We start from the raw sequence: 26,684 nt of genomic DNA, 5'->3' as shown, positions 1-26,684 counted from the left end.
CCTTCCTTCAGGAGAAGAAAGGAATTATCCGGTATTAGCTACCGTTTCCGGTAGTTATCCCAGTCTACAGGGTAGGTTGCCTACGTGTTACTCACCCGTCCGCCGCTAAGCTTACCCCGAAGGGTAAGCTCCGCTCGACTTGCATGTATTAGGCACGCCGCCAGCGTTCGTCCTGAGCCAGGATCAAACTCTCCAATAAGGACGCTTGCGAAGCAAGCGTCACCTGTATCCTCTTCGGTCCAACTCAAACCTGAGTGGATGAAGAAGATACAGTATAGAAAGAGCGATTCGCTCATTTTGAAACATCTGACGAGAATTTGCATTCTCATTTTGGAAGTCACTCACGTGATTTCCGATACTCACTCGTTGTTCAGTTTTCAAAGATCAAGCTCGTTGTTGGCGTCGATCATCTCGTCACCAGCAACTTTTATAATATATCATGTTCATAAACAGAATGCAATACTTTTTCTAAAAATAAGTTATCACTACTAATAAATTTACCATGATTCAGTACTTCAAACTCAGCTTCCACACGGGACTGGATATGACAAATAAATATTAAAGCGTGCCATGCGCATGAGAACGCAGCATAGCACGCTTAAGAACAGCCATTTCAGTTCATGTGGATTTAACGCGAAATCCAGGGGTTTTTGTTTTTCTTTGCCGTGCTTTTACGTGTACTTTGTTTGGAGCGCTGTTTGGCCGATGCATTATTGGATCTGATGGTAGCTTGACCTGATGTTTTCACTTTAGCAGAGGAAGCTTTTGTTTCTCCGCCTTTGCTTTTTGCTGCCGGTTCGGATCTTTCCCGCTCAACGGCCTGCGGTACATCCTGTTGGATAAACTCAGGGTCTTGAATTTCCGGCACCCGGTTATGGGCATAGTTTTCCATTCCTGGGTACATTGGATAGGAGGGAATATTGGAAACCAGCGGTCCGGAGAACGTTCCTGCCGGTGCTGCATTGGAATTTGGTTCCATCCCTATACCATAAGGTGAAATCATTCCCGGCTGAGGTTGCATGTAGGCTGGATAGTTATTATACATAGGCTGCTCATAGGAATACGGTTGAATTGGTTGAACAGGCATTCCTCCGCCACAGCCGCAAGAGGGCCAAGGAAGATTCATGGACTGTCCGCCGTACTGAGGCGAAACATATGAAGGATTTTCGCTGACCGGACTGATGTTGCTGTATTCCGGCGCCATATTTGGATGCCATGCTTCCGGATAATCAGCAGATGGATACATATTTCCCGGATAGGAATATGGGGTTACACAATCCGGCATATAGGCAGCCGGTTGAATATAATTTGGAGCTGAATTCATGCCCATGACAGCCATCGGCTCATAATACGGATATGCCGGCGGACAATCCATAAAATATGGATTCTCATATAGACCTGGATAGCCGGCTGATTTGTCGCATGGCGATACTTTATTTTCATACCAGGAAGTAGGCTGAACCTCCGATTTGGACTTTTCTTCCGGCATCTCATAGGTTTTTGCTTCCTGTGCAGGAACAGAGATTTGGACAAACAGGCTTTGTTTTTCATGAATCACTTCGTGAATAGGAGCCACTTCAGGAGCTTTGTTCACAATCGGAGCTACTTCGGGAGCTTTGTTCACTATCGGAGCTACTTCAGGAGCTTTGTTCACAATTGGAGCTACTTCAGGGGCCTTGTTCACTATGGGGGCTACTTCAGGAGCCTTGTTCACTATGGGAGCTACCTCGGGAGCCTTGTTCACATTGGGGGCTACCGCGGAGGGCTGCTCTTTAGGTCCCGTATATTCTTTTGCGCCAAGATTTGTTTTGTTGATGACTGTGGAAGCTGCGGACTGAGGATTGGCGGCAGAATTATTTCCTTTCTTAGGAATATTGACGACTTCACCAACCATGAGAACATTCGGATTCTTCAACTGCGGATTGGCATCAATCATGTCCTTCAGTGTGACTCCCCAAGCTTTGGACAGCTTCCACAAGGTATCGCCTTGTTTCACGGTATGCTTGTAGAAGACTTCATTATTGTCAGGAACCGGGGTTGCGCCCGCAGGGATTTTGACTTTGTCACCAATGACAAGCACGTCAGGATTGCTGATTTGCGGATTTGCCTCGATGATTGTTTGCAGCGGCACTCCATACTTTTGCGATAATGCATACAGCGTATCGCCTTGTTTGACAATGTGTATTTTCACGCAGCATTAACCTCCTAAATGTTTTCTGGGCCTCCCGGCCCTGAGAGCGGTCCAAATTAAATGGCTTTACCCCCAAGCTTCGTTATAAGCGGTACAGCCGCCTCCTTCGTTACTACATCTTATGCAGCCCATGGGCGATTGACATCTATCACAACAAAAAAAATCCTTCCATGGCTGGCATGAAAGGATTGTTTCTGATATTCGCAAATTTTCGATTTATTCCCAGACCTTATAGCCGTCTTTGTCTACAGCATTTCGGAATTCCTCAAGCAGTTGCAGTGTAATTGGACCTGCTTGGCCTGCGCCGATAACCCGGCCGTCAATTTCGCGGGCAGCGATAACCTCGGCTGCTGTGCCGGTGAAGAAAACCTCATCCGCAATATACACATCATGCATGGTGAACGGCTCTTCCTTGAGCGTCAGCCCCAGCTTCGCACACAGCTCAATGATGGCTAGCCGAGTAATACCCTCAAGCGCTCCTAGATAGCAAGGCGGGGTATAGACAATTCCTCTTTTGACGATAAAAATGTTGTCGCCTGAGCCCTCGGTTACATACCCTTGGGCATTCATCATAATCGCTTCGTCCGCTTCCGCCAGATTGGACTGGATTTTGACGAGAATGTTATTAAGGTAGTTCAGGGATTTGATCTTCGGATTCAGCGCATCCGGAATATTGCGGCGCTGCGATACGGAAACCGCACGAAGACCGTTCAGATATGCCTGCTCCGGATAAATAGCCAGTTGCTCTACGATGATGATTACGCTCGCTTTGGGACAACGGCGGGGATCAAGCCCCAGGTTGCCGACGCCGCGCGACACAATCAGCCGGATATAGCCGTTGCGCATTTCGTTAAGGCGAATGGTCTCAGCCATGGCCTCCAGCATCTCATCATAAGTCAGCGGAATATCCAGCATGATGGATTTGGCTGAATCATATAGCCGGTCCAGATGCTCCTTGCATTTAAAAATATTTCCGTTATAAATACGGATGCCTTCGAAAATGCCGTCACCATATAGAAACCCGTGATCAAAAACGGATACCTTTGCATTTTCCTTTGTTACGTGTTGTCCATCCAGATAGATCCATTGCTCAGCCATGAACTTACTGCACCTCCGCTTTCTCTTCTTCATAGGTGTATGTGGGATACGATCCCAGAATCCGCACCTGGCAGCCCAAGGCCTCAATTTCCTCAATCGCCGCAGGCAGCAGGACCGATTCTATCGGTTCCAGCACATCAATATAGAAATAATAAGTACCTAACTTCTTCTTCGTTGGCCGTGACTCAATACGAGATAAATTCAGACGCCGCCAGGCAAATGCAGACAGCACCTGATGCAGGGCTCCCGGAAAATCCTCCGGCAGGGTTACAAGGATACTTGTTTTGTCTCCGCTGCTCGTCCGGGGTAATTCAAGCTTCTGCTGGCCAACCAGCACAAAACGAGTGTAATTGTTATTATGATCCGTTACCCGCCGCTCTACAACCTCAAGCCCGTGGGTCGCCGCCCCAAGAGCCGTGCCAATCGCAGCCCAGCCTCTGCCGGGATTATTCGAGACAATCTCCACCGCCTCGGAAGTGCTTCCGACCGACTCCAGCTCAGCCCCAGGGATATGCTTGCGGATAAACTGCAGGCATTGCGACATAGCGACAGGATGGGAAAGAATTTTAACCACCTTGGTGAAATCCTTATTCCCCCCGCTGTCTGTAAACTCCAAAGAGTTGCCGATCAAATTCTGCACGGACGGAAAGATCCATTCCGCTTGCATCGGCAGATTCACTTCATTGATGAGCCAATCAATATGCAGGCTGACCGAGCCCTCAATTGTATTCTCAATTGGAATCACGCTGTAATCCGTCACTCCGCCCGCGGTAGCGAGAAAAACATCGGAGATCAGCTTATGATGCTCAATCTTTAGAGGCTCACCACCAAACAAATACAACAGCGCTTCGTGCGATACCGAGCCCTGCGGCAAAACCGCTATTGATTTCATGACTTTCGTTCTCCTTTTATCATATCCAAAAACGATTCGCTTTGCATCCCGTTTCTTGCAAGCAGCTCAGTAGTGACACCCGCAATGCAAGGAGACAGCCAGCAGGTACGTGCCGGAATTCCGTGTTCCTGCATCGTTTCGACCAGGAAAAGCTCCAGCTCCTGCTTACGGCTCTCCCTCCGGTCAACCATACACAATAGTGTAGGCCCTGCTCCGCTAAGCGCGATGCCCAGCGCCCCATGCTTCGGTGCTTCAGCCAGCAGCTTCTCCATACCGGGCACAAGCGGCGCGCGATACGGCTGATGCAGGCGGTCCTGCATCGCCCGGCCGATCAGATCAAGTCTGCCTGCAGCCAGCGCCGCTGTTAAAAGGGAAGTACGGCTAATGTTATGAACAGCATCGCTTACCGTAATCTTGTCTGGAAGCACACCCCGCGCCTTCGCAGTCGACAACTCAAATTCAGGAATGACGACTAGCACTTCAAGCTCCTGCGGCGGCTCAATCCGTATGTAATCGGCATGTTTACCATCCCAAACGGCCGTAATCATGCCGCCGAACAGCGATGCTCCGACGTTATCGGGATGCTTTTCCAGAGCGGTCGCCATATCGAACAGCTTGGCATTATCCAGCGGTGAACCTATCATAGCATTAGCCGCAGCCATTCCGCCAACAATCGCTGACGCACTGCTGCCAAGGCCCCTTGTGAGCGGTATCTCGGAATACATGGTGATGGAGAGCTCAGGAATTGTAACACCAGCTTCTGCAAAAACCATTTGGGCCACCCGGTAGAGCAAATTGCTTTTGTCCCGTGCGACACCTGTCATCTCATCACCGTAAAGGTGAAATACCGTTTCGGCAGCCTCCTCCATTTCAATCCAGGCATACAGCGACAGGGCCATACCCAGCGTATCAAATCCCGGCCCCAGATTGGCGGTACTGGCGGGCACTTTTACTCTAGACCTTCCGTACATACTCATAGCTGGTAGAATCTCCTTCATAATTATTGCGCGAAGCTGAACTCAAGGAAGGGATAGAATCCGGTGATCATCCTTCCACACGATAGTGGCTCTTGATGCGGTGAATGACCTTAAGCTGCTCCAAATGCCGCATTACTTTGTTCATGCTCGCTTTGCTGGCATTGTGCGTTACTATAATGATTTCAGCATCAGGATTATTCGGGTTGGCTTGCTGCACCACGGAATCAAGGCTGACGTCATACTGAGCAAACACCTGTGTAATTTTGGCCAGTACGCCCGCTTTGTCGTCCACATGCAGCAGCAGGAAATTTTTATAAAAAATGTCTTCATCGCTTCTCAGCTTCTTCTGCTTGTAAGGAACAATCTGCTTCAGTCCATTCACGCCCAACTTCAGGTTCTTAATGACGGCGACCAGATCGGCTACGATAGAGGTAGCTGTCGGCATTGCGCCTGCCCCGGCTCCATAGAACATTGTTTCTCCTACGGCTTGACCGTAAACATACACTGCGTTGTAGACACCGTTCACAGAAGCAATAGGATGGCTGGCGCGGATCATTGTGGGCTGCACGCTGATGCTGAATTCGTCTTCCTGGCTCTCAGCGATGCCGATCAGCTTCATCTCGTACCCCAGTCTTTTGGCAAAAGCGATATCCTCCTTGCTCACTCCTGAAATGCCGCTTACACTGACATCGCTCAGTTCAACATTGGTACGGAAGCCCAGGGTGCCGAGAATGGCCATTTTGCGGGCAGCGTCCAAGCCCTCCACGTCAGAGGTCGGATCTGATTCGGCATATCCCAGCTCCTGCGCTTCCTTCAGCACATCATGATAGGAGGCGCCTTCCCGGCTCATTTTGCTCAGTATGTAATTAGTGGTTCCGTTCACGATGCCCATAATCTTCATGATTTTATCTGAGGAAAAGCCTTCAATAAGCGTGCGGATAATTGGAATCCCGCCAGCCACGCTCGCCTCGTAAAACACATCGCACTGCTTCTCCTGAGCCTTGGCCAGAATTTCCGAGCCGTGCAGCGCCATCAAATCCTTATTGGCTGTTACGATATGTTTGCCGCGCTCCAGCGCTTCAAGAATGTACTCTTTCGTTCCCGTGATTCCGCCCATCACCTCGACGATTACATCAATCTCAGGATCACGGATAACTTTCCAAGGATCATCGGTGATTATTGCAGCATCCACTTCAATATCGCGGGGTTTCTCGGTGTTCTTTACGGCAATACGCTCAATGAGAATCGGCGAGCCAACCTGACTGCTCAGATCCTCCTGATTCCCAACCAGGATACGGACTACTCCCGTACCCACTGTTCCCAGACCCAGCAACCCCACTTTAACCGGCTTCATTTGAATCCTCCTAAAAGTTATGTGCGTCTCAGCTTCACTGAATTACTTCTTGAATATACCGCTATATGCTGCATAGAAGATTAACCCTGTCCAATAATCAAAGCGCGCTTCACCCCGGGGATCATCTTCATGCTATCAAGCATATCGCCCAATTCCTGATTCAAATGCGATATCTCTACAGAGATCACCACGTTGGCCCGCCCCTGCAGCGGAATACTCTGATTAATCGTCAGCACGTTGGCGCCATGTACAGCAACACAGCCCAGAACCTTAGACAGCATGCCGGATTCATGTTCGAGATCAATGGAGATTGTGACAATCCGCTCGCGCTCCAACTGATGAATCAAATGAATGCCATCCTTATATTTATAAAATGCGCTGCGGCTAAGCCCCACCTGTTCTACACCTTCATGTACGGTCTTGGCATCTCCCGCTTCAAGCAGTTGCTTAACCTGCATGGTCTTCAGCACGGCGTCAGGCAATATGTCCTCCCGGACCAAATAATAGCGCTCTTTCACGAACGTCCTCACCCCAAAGACTTTTGTGTTTTTATAGTGGACATTATAATGGATTTTGCCTGTAAAATGCAACAACTTTTTGGGTGCGCATAATTAGCTTGAATTAGGTATCTCTATAAAAAAAACGCCGACTGTGTCTCCCCGGGGAAACACAGTCGGCGTTAATATGCGGCATAAGCAGCCAATGACTTAATAGTAGCTGCTGTTCTCAACAAATTCGAATTCAAAATCACCTATACGGACAATCGTGCCTTCAACCGCGCCGCGCTTACGCAGCTCTGCATCCACGCCCATATGGCGCAGTGTGCGGGCCAGCTTAAGAATAGCATCATGTGTACTAAGCTGCATCCGCTTCAGCATCCGCTCAATCCGAGGGCTGCTGACCACAAAGGCATCATTGTCGCGGGTAATCGTGAAGGAGTTGTCCTCTTCCGTTTCAAGCTTATACACTTTGCGCTCCGAGGTTTCCGCTACCTCTTCAACAACAGGGGCAACCGGTATACTGTCAAGAATATCCGCTGCACGGTAGAGCAGCTCCTGCACCCCTTGCCGGGTGAGAGAAGAGATCGGCATAATCTCCAGATCCGGCCGCAGTTCCGCCACACGTTCACGGAAAGAAATCAGGTTCTCCTCCGATTCAGGCATATCCATTTTGTTCGCCGCCACAATTTGCGGACGGTCAGTGAGATTCGCATTATATTGCTTCAGCTCATCATTAATCATGACCCAATCCTCGAAAGGATCGCGTCCTTCGGAGCCGGACATATCCACCACATGGATGATAATACGGGTACGTTCAACGTGACGCAGGAATTCGTGGCCAAGACCAACGCCTTCACTGGCACCTTCAATTAATCCCGGCAGATCCGCCATGACAAAGCTTCGGCTATCCCCAACATCGACCACACCCAGGTTCGGAGTTATCGTTGTAAAATGATATGCCCCAATTTTGGGCTGAGCCGCAGAAACCACCGACAACAGCGTCGATTTCCCCACGCTCGGGAAGCCCACAAGCCCCACATCGGCCATTACCTTCAGTTCCATGATAATATAACGTTCCTGTCCTTCTTCACCGTTCTCCGCCAGCTCAGGAGCTGAATTAGCCGGCGTGGCAAAACGGGTATTTCCCCGTCCGCCCCGTCCGCCCCGCGCAACCACCACCTGCTGTCCATGACGGGTCATGTCGGCGATTACTTCTTGGGTATCATCGTCGATCAGTACCGTTCCCGGAGGGATACGCACGATCATATGCTCGGCATTTGCTCCATGCTGGCTTTTGTTGCGCCCTTTTACTCCGCGTTCAGCTTTGAAGTGGCGTTGATAACGGAAATCCATCAATGTGCGCAAGCCTTCATCCACACGAAAAATAACGTCGCCGCCGCGCCCGCCGTCGCCGCCGGCAGGTCCGCCTTCCGGCACATATTTCTCCCGGCGAAACGCCACGAGGCCATCGCCGCCGTCGCCGCCTTTTACATAAATCTTGGCTTTATCTACGAACATTTATACTCACCTTCCTTACATCTTCAGCGGCAGCCGCAGCTTCACGCAAGCTTCGTCTCGTTTTGTCTGGTCCGCTTTTATGATTTTTCCTTGTACTATATTATAAATTTGCCCCTGCAGCAGCTCCGGATTGCCATGATCATCCTCGCTTTCGAAAGAGATAAGAATGTCTCCTCCATCCTGTGAAAAACCAAGGCGCAGCTTCCGCGTATCGCCTTGTGGAGCAAGTCCGCTGTACTGATAAGCCCTTACCGTCTGCATAATCACCGAAGTCAGCTCATCGCCCGTCTCCGGGCTAAGCTTGTCCTCAAGCTGCAATCCTTCCTCCACCTGCACTTCCAGTTCCAGACTGCTTCTGAAGGTACGGAAAGATTGTAAATAGAACACCAGCGACGGTATGCCGAGTTTGGAAATACGGCTGTCCAGCGCGATTCGTTCCTTTATTCTTCCCACACACTCCAAGGATTTATCAGGCTTGCCTAACTGGATATATCCGTAAAGCACTTGCAGATCATTCATCCAATCATGACGATGATGATTCAGTGTCCGGTTCGCCGCCTGCTGCAGAGTTTTCTCCTGTAAGCACAGTTCCTCTTCATAATGACGCCGGTTGTAAACAAAGCTGAAAGCAAGCACCGCAGCTACCCATACGCCGAGCAGCAGGCATGTGAAAAGGGAGGTATGCCAATACACGAGACCCAAAGGAAGCAATACGGATAACATGACAGCCCAGACAATACTTTTCCAGGATTTCATTCTTTCTCCCCGTCCCTCAGTTCGCAAAATTCATGCCAATGTAACCGTTTCTTTTTGCTTGATATTTACCATTTCCCAGTATAACACAGGCTTTCTCCGCAGGTCACCAGCATTCAAAGCTTGAGTCCTATAACTTCTTATCTTTCTGCAAAAAAACCCCCGGCACTCATGCCGGAGGCTTCTACTTGCGATTTGTTCGGAAAGCTTACGCTTCCAGCGCCGCTGCTACCGGAGCGACATCAACCGGGTACACGCTCACTTTCTTGCGATCGCGGCCCCAACGTTCGAACTTCACTACACCGTCCACCAAAGCGAACAAGGTATCGTCCTTACCGATGCCTACGTTAGTGCCGGGGTGAATTTTGGTTCCGCGTTGACGAACCAGAATGTTGCCGCCGGTTACTGCTTGACCGTCAGCACGCTTAACGCCAAGACGTTTGGAGTGGGAATCACGTCCGTTTTTTGTGGAACCTACACCTTTTTTCGATGCGAAAAACTGAAGATCCAATTTCAACATGTTGGTCAACCTCCTTCTTCAAATAATGACTTGCTGTATCTTAATATACTTCCCGTATGATTCTGCGATATCGCTGAGCATTACGACCATAGACTCCAGCAGTAGCTGAACCTTGGCGGAAACTTCAGGATTATCCACCGGAACCAGGGTTCCGCTTAGAAATCCATCATCGGTTGAAGTGTCCAGAATCACACCAGTCAGCTTCTCAATCGAGTTCACCGTTCCAAATGTAGCAGTGGAAACACCGGCACACACGATATCCCAGCCCTTCTTAGCGAACTCCGCATGCCCTTTTACAGTAAAACCGACAATCGCACCTTGATCAGACACCCGTGTAATCCGCACGTTAATCATTAACGCACCTTCTTACGCCTGGATCTTCTCGATAGTTACTTTAGTGTACGGTTGACGATGACCTTGCTTCTTGTGGTAGTTCTTCTTAGGTTTGTATTTGTAAACTACAACCTTCTGACCCTTACCATGCTTCTCGACTTTGGCTGTTACAGACGCGCCGCTTACCAGCGGAGTTCCTGCAGTCAAACCACCTTCGTTAGAAACAGCCAAGACACGGTCAAACGTTACGCTTGCGCCGTCTTCAGCTTCCAGCTTCTCAATGAACAATACATCGCCTTCTTGGACTCTGTATTGCTTACCGCCAGTTTCGATAATTGCATACATTGTACTTGCACCTCCTCATGTCTCAGACTCGCCTAGTCTAGGTGGCAAATTCCCGCGGGAACCGCGCTTATGTACCCGATCGGAGCGGTTACAGCATGTGCAGGATTAGAATAACCAGACACATACTTAACGATACTATCATACTAATTATAGACAGTCAATAACATGCCTAGATAAAAAACAGATTTATTGTGAATTCAGACACTATTCCAGCCACGCGCCAACCTTGCCGGTTCCCCCGCAGCATTGACAGATTACCGGGGTAAAACCCGCCGAATCATGCCTGGCTTTCTTGCGGGTCATCTCCAGAAGGCCAAGATGGGTCCAGCCGAGAATGTGCGTCTGTGTGCGGTCACGGCTGATCACACCCTCCAGCCGTTCAGTGACCATCCTCCGGTGCTCTTCCTGCTCCATATCAATGAAGTCGATGATGATGATGCCCCCTGTGTCCCGCAGCCGGATAAGCCGGCCAATCTCCTCCGCCGCCAGAAGATTCGTACGCGTCACGGTCTCCTCGAGCGTAGCTCCGCCGGTATATTGAGCCGTATTGACATCTATTACGGTAAGCGCCTCTGTCTCATCCCATATCAGCGTTGCTCCGCCCTCCATAGTGATTTTGCGGGCAAAGCTTCTGTGCAGTTGCTCCTGAACGCCATAGGCGGTGAAGATGGACTCATGTCCACGGTAAAATCCAATAGGCTTGTGCCTTCCGGGAGCCATATCATTCAGAAAAGCTTCCGCCTCGCGGACCGCTTTGGCCGAATCAATCATCAGTTCATCCTTCTGCGGATTGAACGCATCCCTGATGAACCGCTGGACAATGCTGAGGTCGCTATGCAGATGAGCCGGAGCCACAGTTTCTTGCGACCGGCTGCTAATCATCTCCCACTGCGCGCGTAGAAAAGCTAAATCCCCCTCAACGGCCTCCACCGGTTCATCCTCCGATACAGTCCGCATGATAAGCCCCTCTTCCCGCCGCCGCAGCCGTTCACCGATTCCCTTCAGGCGGGTACGTTCCGATTCACGGCTGATTTTTTTGGATACACCCACGTACTCGGCAAAAGGCATGTACACGACCCAGCGTCCCGGAAGAGTATAGTGCGTCGTTACCCGGGCACCCTTGCCGCCGCGCGGTTCTTTTCTTACCTGGACGACAATTTCCTGCCCGGGCTTAAGCAGCATCTCAATAGAGGGCTTGACCTCCGGCTGCTTCTCCAAATGTGGAGGCAGAACATCATCTACATATAAAAAAGCATTCTTCTTCTGTCCAATATCAACAAAAGCAGCCTGCATGCCTGGTAAAACATTTACAACCCTGCCCTTATAATAGCTGCCGACCAGTCCTTGCTGCTGATCGTGTTCAGCCGCATATTCCACAAGACTCCCATTCTCCAGAAGAGCCATCCGGGTAATAGACTGCGTGCAGTGAACGATCATTTGTTTCATGGCTTCACCTCTGGTTCAAATCAAGCATATGCCGCATTCATTTAAGGGATACGGTCTAACCCTACATTCCAAAATAAGAGGAAATCAATTTCTGCTCCGGCACAACGGCCACCACATTCTTCTCCTCATTCATTACATAGATAAAATGATATTGGTTACGTTTAAATAGACGCAATATATCATCCAAAGGTTTCGCAGAGAAGGCAACTATCGGGTGTGCGGCACTTCCTGACTGCTGATAACGCTCATATGCAGACTCTCGATTCATCAAAAAAGCAACGAAACGGTATGGTAAATTACGCTGATCCGTAAGGTTCGAATACAGCAGGAACAAGCCGATCATCAGCAGGTTCAGCCGGAGTCCTCCGCCGCTGCCCAGCGGCAGCAGCGCATAGACCAGAGCACACACACTGGCCACGATGCTTACTCTGCCGCTCCACAGTAGTGTGAAGTAATACGGCAGCAGCAGGCTAAGAGCCGCTTGAAAGATTTTACCCCCATCGAGGGGCAGAACCGGCAGGAGATTAAAAAGTGCGATAATGGCATTTGCCTGTATAAAATAAGCAAGAAACGCACTGCTGCCATACCCGGTCTGCTGGAGCCCAAGCGCCGTGAGAATCATCACACCGTTCTGCAGCGGGCCGGCAAGCGCGATACCGATCTCCCGCACCGCAGTAAGACGTCCATGATCCTCCATAACCGCCACTCCCCCGAAAGGAAGCAATTGCACAGACTTCACCGTCACCCCGCTAAGCAGGGCCGCACAGACATGTCCCATTTCATGGATCAATACAATTGTGAATAAAGTGAGCAGTTCCAGAAACTGTCCGGTGAGGACCGAGAAGAACATAACCAATACGAACAGGGGGTGCAGTGACAGCCCGATGCCCCGAACCCTAATCAAACGATACCACTTCGGCGGGATCAATATAAGTCTTGTCTTTCATAACCGCAAAAAATAGCAGCGGAGCCGAAGCATTCTCCGTTTCCTGCAGCCAGCCGATGCTGTCCCCGCTCTGCACCCAGTCATCGGCCGCCAGCCTTGTCCCGCTCAAATGGCCGTATTCTGCCGTTATGTCTCCTGTGTGGCGGACGGTAATCCGAATTCCGCCCTGCGCTTCTTTGGAAACGGACAACACGCGGCCGGTATCTACACTTTTCACTGTGAGCGTGCCATTTGAATTTTTGGCGGGCATGATCTCGACACCTTTTAGCGCCGCCTCAAAAGGAAGTACGATGCTCCCCTCAATCGGGGCACTAAGCTCCGATTTGGCTGTTACCTTCTCAGCCGGCTCCGCTTTATCGCCAAACATCGGGATAAATGCCGGCGCTCCGCTAAAATGGTCCTCATACCAGACGCGGGCAGCGGCAAAATCCATATCTCTGCTGAGTGCGTCGGAGATAAAGGCCTGCGCCTTCAGCGCCCAAGGCTCTCTGAGGGCAAAAATACCCCAAACAGCGCCAAACACAATGATGCTTGCAATGAATCTCCGCAAAAAGCCGGAAACAAACCTCGGCTTGTCCCCGCCTCCCCCACCCTCATCCATCCAGCCCCCGCGCCGCTGCTTCCATAGGGTCTCGGGGTCCGGTTCAGGGGAAGCCGAAGTATTATGTTTGGCTCCCGCCCCCCATTCCTTAAAGGTAGATGTCTGATCAGGCAGGGCAAACATCGGCGGCACTGCCGATGCTTGCGGGACATCCTCCAGCTCGAGCAGGCTGCGGATGCGTTCCTTGCGTCGGCCTTTAATATCGGATTTCTGTTCCATCTTCATCCCTCCGGCGGGCTTGTTTTACTATCATTTTATGAAGTACACAAGCTGCTTTAGAACAAGCCCCCGCCAGGGGGAATACAGAAATGCGGCAAATTGGGCGTACCCGGAAGTCAAGCGGACAGAAGAAAGCCTGTATTGTCACAAAAAAATCCCGCCGCAGAGTTTACTGCTGGCGGGATCATGCGATAGATTGATCTTCTAATCATGCAGTATATACGTTCAGCCCATGCCAAAGAACTTTTTGAATTTCTTGAACGCTCCCGGCTTGCGGTCAAGCTGCATAAGCGGTACGGCATCCCCGAGAATACGCCGGGCAATATTGCGGTAAGCGATTGCCGCAGCCGAATCGGGATTCATAACCGTTGGTTCACCGCTGTTCGCCGCCTTGATTACCAGCTCATCATCGGGAACAATTCCGATCAAATCAATGTTCAGCACCTGCAGAACATCCTCAATATCGAGCATATCCCCTGATTTTATAAGCCCCGGCCGTATCCGGTTAACCACAAGCTTCGGCGACTCGACATGCGACTGCTCCAAAAGGCCAATAATCCGGTCCGCATCCCGCACTGCAGCGTGCTCCGGCGTGGTGACGACAATAGCCTTGTCCGCACCGGCAATGGCATTGCGGAACCCATGCTCGATTCCCGCCGGACAGTCAATCAGGATATATTCATATTCTTTCTTAAGCTCAAGCACAATATCCTTCACTTGCTCCGGTGTAACGGAGGTCTTGTCCTTCGTCTGCGCCGCCGGCAGCATGTACAGATCATCAAAGCGCTTGTCCTTGACCAGCGCCTGGTTGAGGCGGCAGCGGCCTTCTGCCACATCGACAAGATCATAAATAATGCGGTTCTCCAGCCCCATGACTACATCCAGATTCCGCAGTCCAATGTCGGTATCGACCAGACATACTTTTTTGCCCTGCAATGCAAGCGCGGTGCCAATATTGGCCGTTGTGGTTGTTTTACCCACCCCGCCTTTGCCCGAGGTTACGACAATCGCTTCTCCCATGGAGGCTACACCCCTTTAAACACATTTAAACCCTGACGTAATTTGACTATATTATGAATTTTGTCGATCTGCATAGCACCGTCCGTTAAATAGGCAAATTCCATGCTGCTCTCCCGGGTTCCCCATTCGTCAGGAGGGCGGCTGATTACATCAGCTATTCTGAGCTGTGTCGGTGACAGCAAAGAAGCGGCGATGATCGCCTCCTGATTGCCGTCCACACCGGCATGAGCCATCCCCCGGAGTGCTCCGAGTATATAAATATCACCGGTACAGGATATCGTCCCGCCCGGGTTCACATCGCCCAGAAACAGAAGATTCCCTTCATGGTGCAGTACCTGGCCGGAACGAAGCATTCCACTCATCATAAACAGAGCATCCTCGTCCTTATCGGAAGGCTCCTCTACAGCATCTATGGACCGGATCAGCAGGTTACCCTGGCTTTTCAGAATGTCCAGCACGGCTTCCTTGTCTTCCTCAGTTACAGTACGGCTGCCCAGCTTAATGTCGACATGCATAATGGGTCCGGTCAAAATATTCTGATGACTGTGCTCCAGCTTATAACGCAGCTCGCTTAAAAGATCTTCAAAGGGGCACTTGTCGTCTAGCAGGAAAACCAGGCCATCTTTGATGCCCTTTATCCTTACATGCTTGGATTGTACTGTCATATGCCTGTCCCCCCATTCTCATTCATTCGTGCCGGGCCAGGCAAATTCCTTCTTTCCCATGTAAGAAAATGTAGTCCGGCTCAAGCAGCCTCCTCCTTGCGGGTCTCTTTCTTCAGCAGCTCGAGCTGGCGCCGCAGCGGAACATAGAGGAGCAGGGCAATAACAAAATGAAATAACATAGTAGGCAGCATATGATGCAGCAGTGCCCAATTATAAGGAGCCTGTCCTAAATTAAAGACGCTGTAAATTGCAAACAGCATACTGTCTTCAAGTAGGCTGCCCAGCAGGACAACAGACATCATCAGCGGCAACGGCGCGCGCGGAAGCTGAAACACTAGGCCGATCAAATAAGCGGACAACCCCATCGCAAAGGAATGAGCGCCAAGAATCCGGCCATAAAATACTACATCATGCAGCATTCCAAAGGATAAGCCAAGCAGAAGTGCCGTATGCCGGTGATGATATACCGTAACGAATAGAATCACGACAAAAACGAGATTGGGAATAATCCGCATCTCCCAGGCATCCGGGAGCAGCCAGGGCATGATCGTGCCCTCAATGATAAATAATAGAAACAACAGCAGAACTAAGACGGACCTGCGCATCTTCACTATTCGGCACGCTCCTCCGTAAAGACAACGAACAATTCCTTCCAATCCTGAAAACCCGCCGCTGGTTTGATAATTGCCGTTGAAGTTAATCCGTACTCTCCGATCTTAACGCTTTGGACCGTTCCGATTGTCATCCCGCGGGGATACAGACCTCCTATACCGGAGGAAATAATGGTATCTCCCTTAGCAATGGGATTGCCTGCAGGAATCTTGTTCATCATCAGCATGCCGCTCTGCTGGTCGTAGGATTCAATCATGCCAAAGGTAGTGCCTTCTTTGTTAAAGACCGTTGCAGCAATCGGCGGCTGCGAGTTCGGATCATTCACATCCATCATCGTCATCAGCTTCACCGTAGAGTAGAAATTGCTTACTTTGCTTACTACTCCAACCAATCCGTCTACAGAGGTCACGGACATATTTGGTTTAATGCCATCCTTGGACCCGAGATCAATAACAAGTGTATTATTGCTAGGCTCAGTAGTCACACTGACAACGTTAGCGATATGGTACTCATAATTGTACAGATTCTTCTGGGCCTGAGTAAATTTAAGATCTATTTTGTATTGTTCATTCTGCGCCTTAATGAAGTTATACTGCGCCTTATCCCGCGCATACTGGGCAGCCAGGATTGTGAGCCGCTCATTCTCCTCGGCAAGTTCATGCAAATTCCCGATATCTTGGAACAAGCCCGCTACATATCCAGCGGGCTTGTAGAACAGATTTTGCACGAAGCCGGTCGTGTCTCTGAGGAAATTCTCCGGCCAGGACAAGGATTTCCTTGTCCCCAGACTGAACCCCATAACAACGATAAACATAACCAGTGTAATCAACAATATGAAAAGGCGCTTATTATTAAACAGCTTAAACAGTTTCAACACCCTCTAACAAACGTATTTCTCCCATATCAGGGGTTGACGTTCACATACATGACGGATTCTTATCGTTTGGAACGAAGACTGGAGCTACTGCGGCTCTTGAAAAGATGAATATTCTCCAGGGCTTTGCCTGTTCCAATCACTACGCAATCCAGCGGGTTCTCAGCCACAATAACCGGCATTCCTGTCTCGCGGGCCAGCAGCTTATCCAGATTGCGCAGCAGCGCTCCCCCGCCCGTAAGAACAATACCGCGGTCCATGATGTCGGCTGCCAGCTCCGGCGGACATTTCTCCAGCGTTACCTTGACAGCCTCCATAATCGAATTAACGGTATCCGACAAGGCTTCGCAAATTTCATCGGAAGTAATGGTCAGCGTCTTCGGCAGTCCGGTCACGAGATCACGGCCCCGGATTTCCATCGTTTCCGTCTTCTCAAGCGGAAGGGCAGAGCCTATATCCATCTTAAGCTGCTCTGAAGTGCGTTCCCCGATCATCAGATTGTACTGGCGCTTGATATATTGAATGATGGACTCATCGGCCTCATCTCCCGCCACTCTTACGGAACGGCTGGTCACAATACCGCCAAGGGAGATTACAGCCACTTCGGTAGTGCCTCCGCCGATATCCACAACCATACTGCCTGTTGGCTCCCACACCGGGAGATCAGCACCGATAGCAGCGGCAAAAGGTTCCTCAATAATGTAAGCCTCACGTGCTCCCGCCTGCTTCGTAGCATCCTCTACTGCACGCTGCTCGACAGCGGTAATCCCGGACGGCACACACACCATTACATTCGGGTGGCGCTGGAACATAGAGCGCTGCTTCTGCGCCTGGCGGATAAAATATTTAATCATTGTAGCCGTAGTATCAAAATCGGCAATTACCCCATCCTTCATTGGACGAATGGCCCGGATATTTCCCGGCGTGCGGCCGATCATTTTTTTGGCGGATTCGCCTACAGCTTCTATCGACTTGGTATCTGTATTAATGGCCACAACGGAAGGCTCTCTGACAACGATCCCCTTGCCGCGTACATAGACTAGCGTATTCGCCGTCCCCAGATCAATTCCTAAATCTTTCGTAAAACCACCTAACATGCTTGTATTCTCCTTTTCCTTGTGTATCTGAACAATTATATTACATAAATCCTTTTTCCTTCAAACTTACAAAACTGCCGTCACCAATGACCAAATGGTCCAGTACGTCGATTCCGACAATTTCACCAGCCTGGAGCAATCTTGAGGTTAAAGAAATGTCCTCCGGGCTTGGCGTAGGATCGCCGCTCGGATGATTGTGTGCGCATATAATAGCTGCGCTGCTGCATTTCATAGCTGCCCGAAACACCTCGCGGGGATGCACAATGGAGGCGTTGAGGCTGCCCATGGATAATGTCTCCTGCGCAATAACATGATTCTTCGTATTCAGAAAGAGACAGACAAAATGCTCCTTCTGCAAATAACGCAGTTGCTCGGTCAGAATCTCCGCCGCGTCCTTCGGACTGCGGATGATGACCGGCTCGGTAAGCCGGGAGTTTGCCATACGTCTCCCCAGCTCTATGCCAGCTTTCAGTTGCACGGCCTTGGCGAGACCGATGCCTTTGATATTCGTCAGTTCTTCAATGCTCAGGTCCGCCAGCCCGCGGAGACCTCCTGCTTGTCCCAGCATCCGCTGGGCAATATGAATAGCCGATTCCGCCCGCGTACCCGTACGCAGCAGAATGGCCAGCAGCTCCGCCTGGCTAAGTGATTCCGCCCCATAGTGCATCATGCGCTCTCGTGGTCGTTCTTCATGGGGGAGGTCCCGCAGCATAAGTGATTGCGACTCCATCCCTATCCCTCTTTCCTAATGCGCTCCTTGACGGCCCAGCACAGAAATGCCAAAGCTGGACAGCATGTTCCCCAGCAGCGAAAGCGGCAATCCGACCACGTTAAAATAGCAGCCGTCAATCCGTTCCACCAGTGTGGCGCCCAGGCCTTGAATTCCATAAGAGCCGGCCTTGTCGGCTGGCTCCCCGGTAGCAATGTAGGCGGTAATGTCCTCTTCGCTCATCTCTCTAATGGTTACGGAGGTTACACGGTGCTCTACCATAGTTCTGCCTTCCGTCCCCATGCAAGCGACTCCGGTATATACCTGATGGGTCTTGCCCTGAAGCATCCGCAGCATGTGTCTGCTGTCTTGCTGGTCTACAGGCTTGCCAAGCACCTTATCACCGAGCATAACAATCGTGTCGCTGCCAATAATAAGAGCATTCCGCTCCCCCGCGGCATGCAGGGCGGCTTCTGCTTTACGCAAAGCCAGCATGCGCACAATTTCCTCCGGCGGCAAGCCCGGCGGCGTGCTCTCATCAGCGTCGCTTACCATTACCTCGAAGGGCAAGCCCAAAAGAGATAACAGCTCCCGGCGGCGCGGAGAACCCGAAGCAAGAATAATAAGGCGTGAGTTGTCATGCTCCACAGTATTAACGTCCCTTCTGAAGTCAGCAGCGAATGCTATAATCTCCGGTAGAGCCACAGGGCTGTGATAATACCGGCTAGGCTGAGCAAGCACAATTTCAAATGAATAGTGATGTCATAGGATATGATGTCCAAATCGGCTTGCGGCGACCATTTAAGTATAGTCGAGGTTGTAAGAAAAGACAGAGCTCTCACAGGTTCCAGCAGCTTGGCGATCCACGCTCCGGCCAGCCAGCCCAGAATAAGAAATAACAGCAGTATTCCCACATTTTTCTTCTTCATTTAAGTCTTCCCTCGCCATTTTTTGACACCCTAATTATTATACGGTGAAACGGAGTTCAATACAAACGCAAAATCCGGGACGGAAATGATTACCACTCGGGCAGCAAAAAAATCCTCCGCGCGGCAGAAAACCGTAAGCGGAGGATCTCCATAACATGTTCATTTGGACGCTCATTCAGCAAGCAGGGACAGCAGGCGCTTCTGTCCGGTGAGGAAGCTCATCATCGCTTCCTGCACCTCCCACAGATGGCCTTGGGCTTTGTTCTTCTTATACTCATCCAGTGCGGAAATCCCCTGGCTCATGGATTTCTCAAGCTCTGCGCAGAGACTCCGGGCCTCTGCCGGCAATCCGGGCTCCAGCGCTTTAAATGCTTCGGTCCACTGCATGTGAAGATCGCTGACCACCGGGCTGTCGGCCGCCTGTCCCTGTCCGCTTAACAGCGAAGCCGACAGTCCGCTCATTTCATTCAACAGTTTCCCGCTGGCAGCGAAATAGCTGTTCACCGTTTCAGCCGTTCCAGTAAAGGCAGCATGCTCTACAGCAGGAAGCGTTACCCCTCTCACATAAAGCTCGACTCCCTGGTTCTTCAGACCGCTGCTGAGCAGCTTGGCCTGCTCCCGGTCAGGCGACATGCCGGCATATACCCGGTTGCCGTCCGCTGGGTCGTTAGCCGCGGCAAGACCGGTATCAAGCAGCTCCTGCCGTGCCTGCTCCGCTCCCGCAGGTGTGCTGAACACGCCATATTGCAGGAGATAATAGCTTTGTGCTGCCACTTGCACGGGAATCCGGCTTATTGCTCCCTCATTTGCAGCACCCGGAAGCTTGGAGCCCGCATTGCCTGCTGCGGTCTGTCCATCAGCCGTGGGCGAGCTGTTCTGCATGGCTGAGGATTCCACTTTGGCAGCGCCGCTTCCTCCTGTGAGGGTTCCTCCGCCTATAAAAGACAAAGCAGCATAACCGAGCAGCACACCAGTCCCTAATGCACCCGTTATAGCAAGGGCGAGCTTCCACCAGTAGGAGGGACGGCGGGTGTGATAACTGCCGCTGTAGCTCCCCCCGGACAGCGGACTATCGCCGAAGGACTCCGCCTCCGTCCTCCACTCGCCGCCCCGGTACCGCTCCCCGTATTGTTCCTCACGGTCACCTTGAGGAACAAGTGGATAACGCGGTTCTTGCTCCCATAAATCAGACGTATGATCAGAGGCAAAGAACGACTGCCTTGTATCATCAAGCTCTCTGAGCTCTTTCCCCCGTTCCTCCCTGCGGCGGCCAATAAGATCATAATCGTCCAGTTCTACTAAATGTCCTGCCTGCTCAGTCTCGTAATCGGTATCAACTGACCGCTGGCGCAACTCGGCCTCCCGCCGCAGCTCTATTTCCTCGTACTCCTTGGCTGTTCCCAGCCCTGCTGTCGGCCTGCGCTCCAGCGGCTCAGGTCTGCTCTTGTCCCTATCCACATCAAAGCGGAATGTCATTCTTCCGTTACTCAATGCTCACACCTCACTGTCGTCTAATCTATAAAGAAATATATGATAGACGAGAGGAAGATATGCTATTTTGCTATAATTACACCAGACTCAGCACTTTAGCCTTAACTTTCTTCACCTCATAGTGCTTGAGCAGCGTCCGGTAAGCCCGCTCTGCGATGATGGAACCAAGCTCGGGCGTCTGCAGCAGCTTCACCACCTGTTCGGCAATTTCCTCGGCAGTGTCTGCCAGCAATATATTCCGGCCATTTTCGCAGATCAACTGCTCCGCGCCCTTCGGGCTTGTCACCACTGGAGTTCGAAGCGCCCAGGCTTCAAGAATCTGCATCAATTCCCCGTACCCCTCACGCAAAGAGGCAATGACCGCTTTCGACCGGCGAATATAACCCGGAGCATCCCCGCTTTCTCGGACAATCACAATAGAGGAATCCGCTTTGGCCAATTCCAGAATCTCCGGATGCACATCCGCACCCACTATGTAACACTTGCAATCCGGTATTTCCGCCTGAATCAAAGGATATATCCTCCTGTAAAATAACAGGCAGGCGTTCTTCCCCTGAACGGTATGCATATTCCAATGGAGCACAATTCCATTTTCTCTGCGGGCCGGTTCGGGATACTGATATTCCTGCAGATCAACAAATGGCGGGATAACATGCACCTTACCGGCATTGGCAAAAGATAAAGCCTTGAAGGACAGGGCATCCCACTCGGAAGCCGTCAGCAAGAGGCCGGTCTTGTTCATTAGCTTGCGCTCATTCCGGCGGACCCGTGCGGCATTTATCTTATAATAGCGTTGCTTAATCCCACGTTTGCCTGTCCCTTCCCTGCTTACCGGTCTTCTCATGGTCCGTTGAGCATCCGTAATAATGACCGCTTTGGGAAGCAGGGCAGCCACCATATCAATACAGTTCGCCAGCAGTCTGTGTGATATAAACACATGGCTGTAGGTATGCAGGCCGCACAGCCCCTTGATCCTGGTCCGCAGGTGTTTGCCGGCGTCTGCCGGATCAACGCCGGAACGCAGCCTGTTCAGCGTACGCAGCAGCGGCCCTCCGGGCGTGGAGACCCGATTGACCCGATGGACGGTAAGAGCAGGTGCGGAACCGGTTAGCGACTTTTGCTCGCAATGGCAATACTCCAGAAGATCAATATCAAATTTCTCCAATAGGATATTAAGAAAATTTTCTGTTCTGAATTCATCTCCAAGATTCTCGCCGCATTGATTCCTGGCTGACAGGAAGAGCATTCTCTTTCTCATGGCGTTAGCTCCTTAATTCTATGAAAACTATCTACGCAAATAAATATGCAGAAAAAAAGCAGACCGGGGCCCATCCCGCCGCTTTTTATGAAACTTTAGATGTAGATCAATAGTAGCGCATTTTCGCCTAAATGTTTGTCGATTTATAGGGTAAAAAATATTTTTTTACGAAAAATACATAAATTCAAACGAATCGGAGCAGTTTTTCCCTGATACTACCCGCTTCGTAATAGGCAAGCAGCGTTTCGTAAGCATGGTCCGCCAGCACTATTCCCCGTTCATGATCCTGTAGGAGCTGAACCACACTGCCTGCAAAGGCTGCCGGATCATCGGCGATCATTATGTTCTTGGAATGTTCATAGTGCAGGCCTTCCGCTCCTTTTGAGCTTGAGACTACAGGTGTTTTAAGCGCCCAGGCCTCCAGAATTTTCAGGCGTGTCCCGCTTCCTTCCCGCAAGGGGGCAATGACAACCTGAGCTTTGCGCACATAGTCGGCCACACTGTCAACGTAACCGGTGATGACGATGGAGGAGTCTTTTTCAGCCAGAGCCGCGACCTCCGGGTGCACATCCCGGCCAACGATATACCATTTGATCTCAGGCACCTTGGCCTTAACGAGCGGATAGATATCGCGGTAGAAATAAGCGGCTGCGTTAACATTGGGAAAATAGTTCATATTTCCCGGTAAAATAATCCACTTTTCTTTGGGAATATTTCTTTTTGCAGGATAATCCTCCAAACGGATAAAGTTAGGAATGACTTGGACCTTATCTGAATTTGCAGGCGATAACGCCTTGAAGGCCAAAGCGTCCTGCTCCGAGGTGGTCAGCAGCAGATTTGTTTTGTTCATCAGCTTCAATTCATCCCGCCGTGTCCATACAGCGTTAAGCGAATAAAACAGCTTGGCTATTCCCTGCTTTTTCTTCGCAAGCTGCGCGGACAGGCCACTCTCGAAATTGTGGGCATCGGTAACAATGACGGCTCCGGGCAGCGCTCGCCTGACGATATCAATACAGCTCCCCAGCAAACTGTGGGAAATAAACACATGGCTATAGTTATTCTGGCGGCTGAGCTCATTAATCCGGCTGCGCATATCTACGTCTAAATGACTCATGTAAGAGCTGTTACGCCATTTATATAACGAACGAAGCATGGCCTTGCGGTAATTCATTGTGCGTTCGACCTCATACACGTTGAGAGCCGGCACTTCTTTTTTCTCTGCTGCGGGCCTTGAATTGCGGTAGGTCAACAAGTCCACATCATATTTGGCCAGCAAAATATTCAGAATATTGCCCGTTCTCAGCTTGCCGCCGCTGTCTTGCGGAAATGGGTTCTCTGCGGAAATAAACAACATTTTCTCCCTCATGTCTTCGTCTCCTATTCTCATAGTTTCTGTATCTCTGTCCGCGCCGCTAAGCGTCTAGCATATATTACCCCAAAGTGCATCCTGTTTTTGTCGTTTTGTGGATTTTCCAAAAATATTTTCCGTCATAAAAAAGAAACGGCATATCCACCCTTATCAAAAAAGGGCAGCAGCCGTTTCCGTAAATAACTATGCTGTGATGCAAGTTTTATAGCTTCTTCAATCCATCAGCCAGTGCATATCCAACCTTCCAGATGTCTCCTGCTCCCATGGTGAGAACGAGATCGCCCGGAGCGAGACGGCCCTGCAAATCGGCCAGCACAGCCTCCTTAGTCGGCAGATGCCTTGCACCGGCATTGCTGTTCTGCACGATCAATTCTACCAGCTTAGCGGAGCTAACGCCCTCGATCTGCTTCTCTCCGGCCGGCGAATAGATGTCGGTAATAATGACTTCATCAGCCTCACTGAAGGCACGGCTGAAGGCATCCAGCAGGAAGAAGGTACGTGTGTAGCGCTGTGGCTGGAAAACGGCGATAATCCGCTTTCCGGTTGCCTTGGCTGCACTGATCGTTGCCTGAATCTCCGTTGGATGATGCGCATAATCATCAATGACCAGAATCTCATTGACTTCTCCTAGCACCTGGAACCGCCGCTTTGCGCCGTGGAACTTCACAATGGAGGCGGCAATCGCATCGAACGAAATCCCTGCTTTCAGACAAGCGATCACTGCTGCCATGGAATTATAGAGATTGTACTTTCCGGGAATGGACAGTTCAATCCGGCCCAGCACCTCGCTGCCGTAGTTCATTGTATACGACACCTGGCGGTCGCCAAGAACAATATCAGTTGCATTGTAATCCGCAGTCTTTGAATGAATGCCATAGGTGATGACATTCGCTGTCACTTCCGGCAGAAGGGAGACGGCTGTCTCATCATCCGCACAGATAATGGCAGTGCCATCCTCGCGCATCTGGTTCATGAACTGTACATAGGCTTTCTTCAGCCGTCCAAAATCACCGCCATAGTTCTCCAGATGATCCGCTTCAATATTCGTAACGATGCCAAGCCAAGGATGGTACTGCAGGAAGGAGCCGTCGCTTTCATCCGCTTCAGCCACTACATACTCCCCTTGTCCCGCTTTCGCATTCGTACCGACATTCATAATTTCTCCGCCGATAATATAAGTCGGGTCTACCCCGCAATCCTCCATGATAAGAGCGATCATGGAAGAGGTGGTAGTTTTGCCATGTGCGCCGGCAATAGCTACACCCTTGCGCTCATTCAGCAGCCGGGCCAGCATTTGCGAGCGGTGCAGAACCGGAATCTTAAGCCGTTCCGCTTCTACCCATTCCACATTATCACTCGCCAAAGCCGTAGAATACACGACCAGGTCCGCGCCTTTCACCTGCTCCGCCGTATGTCCGATATAGACCTTGGCGCCTTTGGCAATCAATTTCTCGGTCAATTCCTGAGCCGCCACGTCGGAGCCCGTAACCGTATATCCCATTTCCAGCATTACCCGGGCAATCGCGCTCATACCATAGCCGCCGATCCCTATAAAATGCACACGTTCAGTAGTATCCAACAGTTCGTCACCAGCCTTTTTCAGAATCGGGTTGCCCTAAAAGCGTACTGCGCACATCTGAGATCAAATACAGCGTTCCGGAGACAACCGCAAGGTCCTTCTCCGCTGTAATCGACTGCAGCATTTGCAGCGCCTGGCCCCAATTATGTTCTACAATGATTTTCAAATTTTCTTTGGCATATTTCCCGCGCAGACGTTCTGCAATGGCCTGCAGGTCTTCCGCGTCCATTTTCTTCCGGAAATCCGGTTCGGTCAGGATGAGCGTATCCACTATAGGCAGTATATGCTTGAAGTATGACTCATGATGCTTATTCGCCAGCATCCCCATGAGCAAATTTAATTTATTGTACTTATAAAACTGCGGCAGACTTCTTGCCAGGCTCTCCGCACCTTCAGGATTATGCGCACCGTCCAGCACAATTCGCGGAGAAGTGCTTACTTCCTCCAGTCTTCCCGCCCAAAAAGTGCGGCGGAAGCCTTCCGCCACATCGTCATCCTCCAGCATGAACGCCATATATTGACGCAGAACCTCCAGGACCATCATGGCTCCGGCACTATTACTGAGCTGGTGCTCGCCCTTCATGGAGATTCCAAGCTCAAGCGCACGGAAAGGGCCTGTGAAGGTAAAGGTCTGCAAGCCGTCCTTGATCCGGACATTCTCATAGCCGAAATCCTCTCCGGCAAGATAGAGCGTGGAATTGCTGGCCGCAGCTTTGGCCTTCAGAACCGCTATCGCCTCCGGCTGGCTTACGCAGCTTACAGCAGGAACACCGGGCTTAATAATACCGGCTTTCTCAAAGGCGATCTTCTCAAGTGTATCTCCCAGGACATCGGTATGATCATGGCCGACATTCGTAATTACAGACACAATCGGGGTTACGATATTCGTTACATCCAGCCTTCCCCCAAGACCTGTCTCCCATACGACTACATCGGGATGGCAGACTTCCGCATAATAGAGAATGGCCAGAGCAGTCGAGACTTCGAACATTGTGGGCGATCCAAGCTCACTGTCCGCGATTCTTTCCACCAGCGGATGCAGCCTATTCGCCAGCTCTGTCAGCTCCGCTTCAGAAATATCCGTGCCGTTATATTGAAAACGGTTCGTAAATTTAGTGATGTAGGGAGACGTAAAGGTTCCGACGCTATATCCGCTTTGAATCAGCACATGGGTCAGAAAAGCACAAGTCGAGCCCTTGCCGTTCGTTCCCGCCACATGAATGAACTTCAGCCGGCGGTGCGGATGACCCAGCAGCTCCATAAGCCGTTCGATCCGCTCAAGACCCGGGCGGATGCCGAAAGGAATCAGGCCGTTAATCCAATTCACCGCTTCTGTATAAGAACTTAAGGGAGCGGTTCCGCCGCTCCCGATCAACTCTTTCATGGTC

At 50.8% G+C, this 26,684-nt stretch carries 27 protein-coding genes and 1 other annotated feature; all 27 genes read right to left on the bottom strand.

Annotated elements, in window-relative coordinates:
- Positions 1-628: 628 nt before the first annotated feature.
- Positions 629-1,936 (bottom strand): hypothetical protein, encoded by a 1,308-nt coding sequence (locus B212_RS32960; RefSeq protein WP_442950096.1) that lies wholly within the window; start codon positions 1,934-1,936, stop codon positions 629-631.
- Between the two features lie 471 nt (positions 1,937-2,407).
- A complete protein-coding gene (gene ilvE, locus B212_RS0103565) occupies positions 2,408-3,289 on the bottom strand; it encodes a branched-chain-amino-acid transaminase (RefSeq protein ID WP_019909002.1) in 882 nt (293 codons plus the stop codon).
- 4 nt (positions 3,290-3,293) lie between these two features.
- Positions 3,294-4,181, bottom strand: coding sequence for a prephenate dehydratase (gene pheA, locus B212_RS0103560; protein ID WP_019909001.1), 888 nt, complete (start codon positions 4,179-4,181; stop codon positions 3,294-3,296).
- The gene (gene thrB / locus B212_RS0103555; RefSeq protein WP_019908998.1) at positions 4,178-5,158 is read right to left on the bottom strand and encodes a homoserine kinase; all 981 of its coding nucleotides are present in this window, start codon (positions 5,156-5,158) and stop codon (positions 4,178-4,180) included. The genes pheA and thrB overlap by 4 nt, the downstream gene beginning before the upstream one ends.
- A gap of 67 nt (positions 5,159-5,225) precedes the next feature.
- Positions 5,226-6,512 (bottom strand): homoserine dehydrogenase, encoded by a 1,287-nt coding sequence (locus tag B212_RS0103550; RefSeq protein WP_019908997.1) that lies wholly within the window; start codon positions 6,510-6,512, stop codon positions 5,226-5,228.
- Between the two features lie 80 nt (positions 6,513-6,592).
- The gene (locus tag B212_RS0103545) at positions 6,593-7,030 is read right to left on the bottom strand and encodes an ACT domain-containing protein (protein WP_019908996.1); all 438 of its coding nucleotides are present in this window, start codon (positions 7,028-7,030) and stop codon (positions 6,593-6,595) included.
- Positions 7,031-7,219: 189 nt separating this feature from the next.
- Positions 7,220-8,530: a GTPase ObgE gene (gene obgE, locus B212_RS0103540; RefSeq protein WP_019908995.1), complete on the bottom strand. Its 1,311-nt coding sequence runs from the start codon at positions 8,528-8,530 to the stop codon at positions 7,220-7,222.
- Between the two features lie 15 nt (positions 8,531-8,545).
- Positions 8,546-9,286 (bottom strand): Spo0B domain-containing protein, encoded by a 741-nt coding sequence (locus B212_RS0103535; RefSeq protein ID WP_019908994.1) that lies wholly within the window; start codon positions 9,284-9,286, stop codon positions 8,546-8,548.
- Positions 9,287-9,491: 205 nt separating this feature from the next.
- A complete protein-coding gene (gene rpmA / locus B212_RS0103530; RefSeq protein ID WP_019908993.1) occupies positions 9,492-9,803 on the bottom strand; it encodes a 50S ribosomal protein L27 in 312 nt (103 codons plus the stop codon).
- 18 nt (positions 9,804-9,821) lie between these two features.
- Positions 9,822-10,157, bottom strand: a complete 336-nt coding sequence (locus B212_RS0103525; RefSeq protein WP_019908992.1) for a ribosomal-processing cysteine protease Prp — start codon at positions 10,155-10,157, stop codon at positions 9,822-9,824.
- Between the two features lie 12 nt (positions 10,158-10,169).
- Positions 10,170-10,481 (bottom strand): 50S ribosomal protein L21, encoded by a 312-nt coding sequence (gene rplU, locus B212_RS0103520; protein WP_019908991.1) that lies wholly within the window; start codon positions 10,479-10,481, stop codon positions 10,170-10,172.
- 14 nt (positions 10,482-10,495) lie between these two features.
- Positions 10,496-10,581, bottom strand: a sequence feature (ribosomal protein L21 leader region).
- 104 nt (positions 10,582-10,685) lie between these two features.
- Positions 10,686-11,927, bottom strand: a complete 1,242-nt coding sequence (locus B212_RS30690; RefSeq protein ID WP_019908990.1) for an Rne/Rng family ribonuclease — start codon at positions 11,925-11,927, stop codon at positions 10,686-10,688.
- Between the two features lie 61 nt (positions 11,928-11,988).
- The gene (locus B212_RS0103510; protein ID WP_019908987.1) at positions 11,989-12,831 is read right to left on the bottom strand and encodes a M50 family metallopeptidase; all 843 of its coding nucleotides are present in this window, start codon (positions 12,829-12,831) and stop codon (positions 11,989-11,991) included.
- Entirely contained in the window at positions 12,824-13,693 is an 870-nt protein-coding gene (locus B212_RS0103505; RefSeq protein ID WP_019908986.1) for a M23 family metallopeptidase, read from the bottom strand. The genes B212_RS0103510 and B212_RS0103505 overlap by 8 nt, the downstream gene beginning before the upstream one ends.
- A gap of 225 nt (positions 13,694-13,918) precedes the next feature.
- Positions 13,919-14,713, bottom strand: a complete 795-nt coding sequence (gene minD, locus B212_RS0103500; protein WP_019908985.1) for a septum site-determining protein MinD — start codon at positions 14,711-14,713, stop codon at positions 13,919-13,921.
- Between the two features lie 5 nt (positions 14,714-14,718).
- Positions 14,719-15,378, bottom strand: a complete 660-nt coding sequence (minC, locus tag B212_RS0103495) for a septum site-determining protein MinC (protein WP_019908984.1) — start codon at positions 15,376-15,378, stop codon at positions 14,719-14,721.
- An 80-nt stretch (positions 15,379-15,458) separates the two neighbouring features.
- Positions 15,459-15,989, bottom strand: a complete 531-nt coding sequence (mreD, locus tag B212_RS0103490) for a rod shape-determining protein MreD (RefSeq protein WP_019908983.1) — start codon at positions 15,987-15,989, stop codon at positions 15,459-15,461.
- On the bottom strand, positions 15,989-16,867 hold the full coding sequence (gene mreC, locus B212_RS0103485) for a rod shape-determining protein MreC (protein ID WP_019908982.1): 879 nt from the start codon (positions 16,865-16,867) through the stop codon (positions 15,989-15,991). The genes mreD and mreC overlap by 1 nt, the downstream gene beginning before the upstream one ends.
- A 59-nt stretch (positions 16,868-16,926) precedes the next feature.
- Positions 16,927-17,961 carry a rod shape-determining protein gene (locus B212_RS0103480; protein WP_019908980.1) on the bottom strand — a complete coding sequence of 345 codons (1,035 nt, stop codon included), beginning with the start codon at positions 17,959-17,961 and terminating at the stop codon, positions 16,927-16,929.
- Between the two features lie 40 nt (positions 17,962-18,001).
- Positions 18,002-18,691, bottom strand: a complete 690-nt coding sequence (gene radC, locus B212_RS0103475) for a RadC family protein (protein WP_019908979.1) — start codon at positions 18,689-18,691, stop codon at positions 18,002-18,004.
- 15 nt (positions 18,692-18,706) lie between these two features.
- Positions 18,707-19,318 (bottom strand): Maf family protein, encoded by a 612-nt coding sequence (locus tag B212_RS0103470; RefSeq protein ID WP_019908978.1) that lies wholly within the window; start codon positions 19,316-19,318, stop codon positions 18,707-18,709.
- A 35-nt stretch (positions 19,319-19,353) separates the two neighbouring features.
- The gene (locus tag B212_RS0103465) at positions 19,354-19,599 is read right to left on the bottom strand and encodes a DUF4321 domain-containing protein (RefSeq protein ID WP_019908977.1); all 246 of its coding nucleotides are present in this window, start codon (positions 19,597-19,599) and stop codon (positions 19,354-19,356) included.
- A 171-nt stretch (positions 19,600-19,770) separates the two neighbouring features.
- Positions 19,771-21,090 (bottom strand): SPOR domain-containing protein, encoded by a 1,320-nt coding sequence (locus B212_RS30685; RefSeq protein ID WP_019908976.1) that lies wholly within the window; start codon positions 21,088-21,090, stop codon positions 19,771-19,773.
- Positions 21,091-21,166: 76 nt separating this feature from the next.
- Complete coding sequence (locus tag B212_RS0103455) at positions 21,167-22,348, bottom strand: glycosyltransferase family 4 protein (RefSeq protein ID WP_019908975.1); 1,182 nt, start codon at positions 22,346-22,348, stop codon at positions 21,167-21,169.
- Between the two features lie 184 nt (positions 22,349-22,532).
- Positions 22,533-23,714, bottom strand: a complete 1,182-nt coding sequence (locus B212_RS0103450; protein ID WP_019908974.1) for a glycosyltransferase family 4 protein — start codon at positions 23,712-23,714, stop codon at positions 22,533-22,535.
- Between the two features lie 205 nt (positions 23,715-23,919).
- Positions 23,920-25,296: a UDP-N-acetylmuramate--L-alanine ligase gene (murC, locus tag B212_RS0103445; RefSeq protein WP_019908973.1), complete on the bottom strand. Its 1,377-nt coding sequence runs from the start codon at positions 25,294-25,296 to the stop codon at positions 23,920-23,922.
- Between the two features lie 7 nt (positions 25,297-25,303).
- Entirely contained in the window at positions 25,304-26,680 is a 1,377-nt protein-coding gene (locus tag B212_RS0103440) for a bifunctional folylpolyglutamate synthase/dihydrofolate synthase (RefSeq protein WP_019908972.1), read from the bottom strand.
- Positions 26,681-26,684 lie beyond the last annotated feature (4 nt).

The sequence above is a fragment of the Paenibacillus sp. HW567 genome (assembly GCF_000374185.1).
In the GTDB taxonomy this organism is placed as follows: Bacteria; Bacillota; Bacilli; order Paenibacillales; family Paenibacillaceae; genus Paenibacillus_AQ.
The sequence above is the reverse complement of the archived record's forward strand: the minus strand, read 5'-3'. Positions and strand labels throughout refer to the sequence as shown.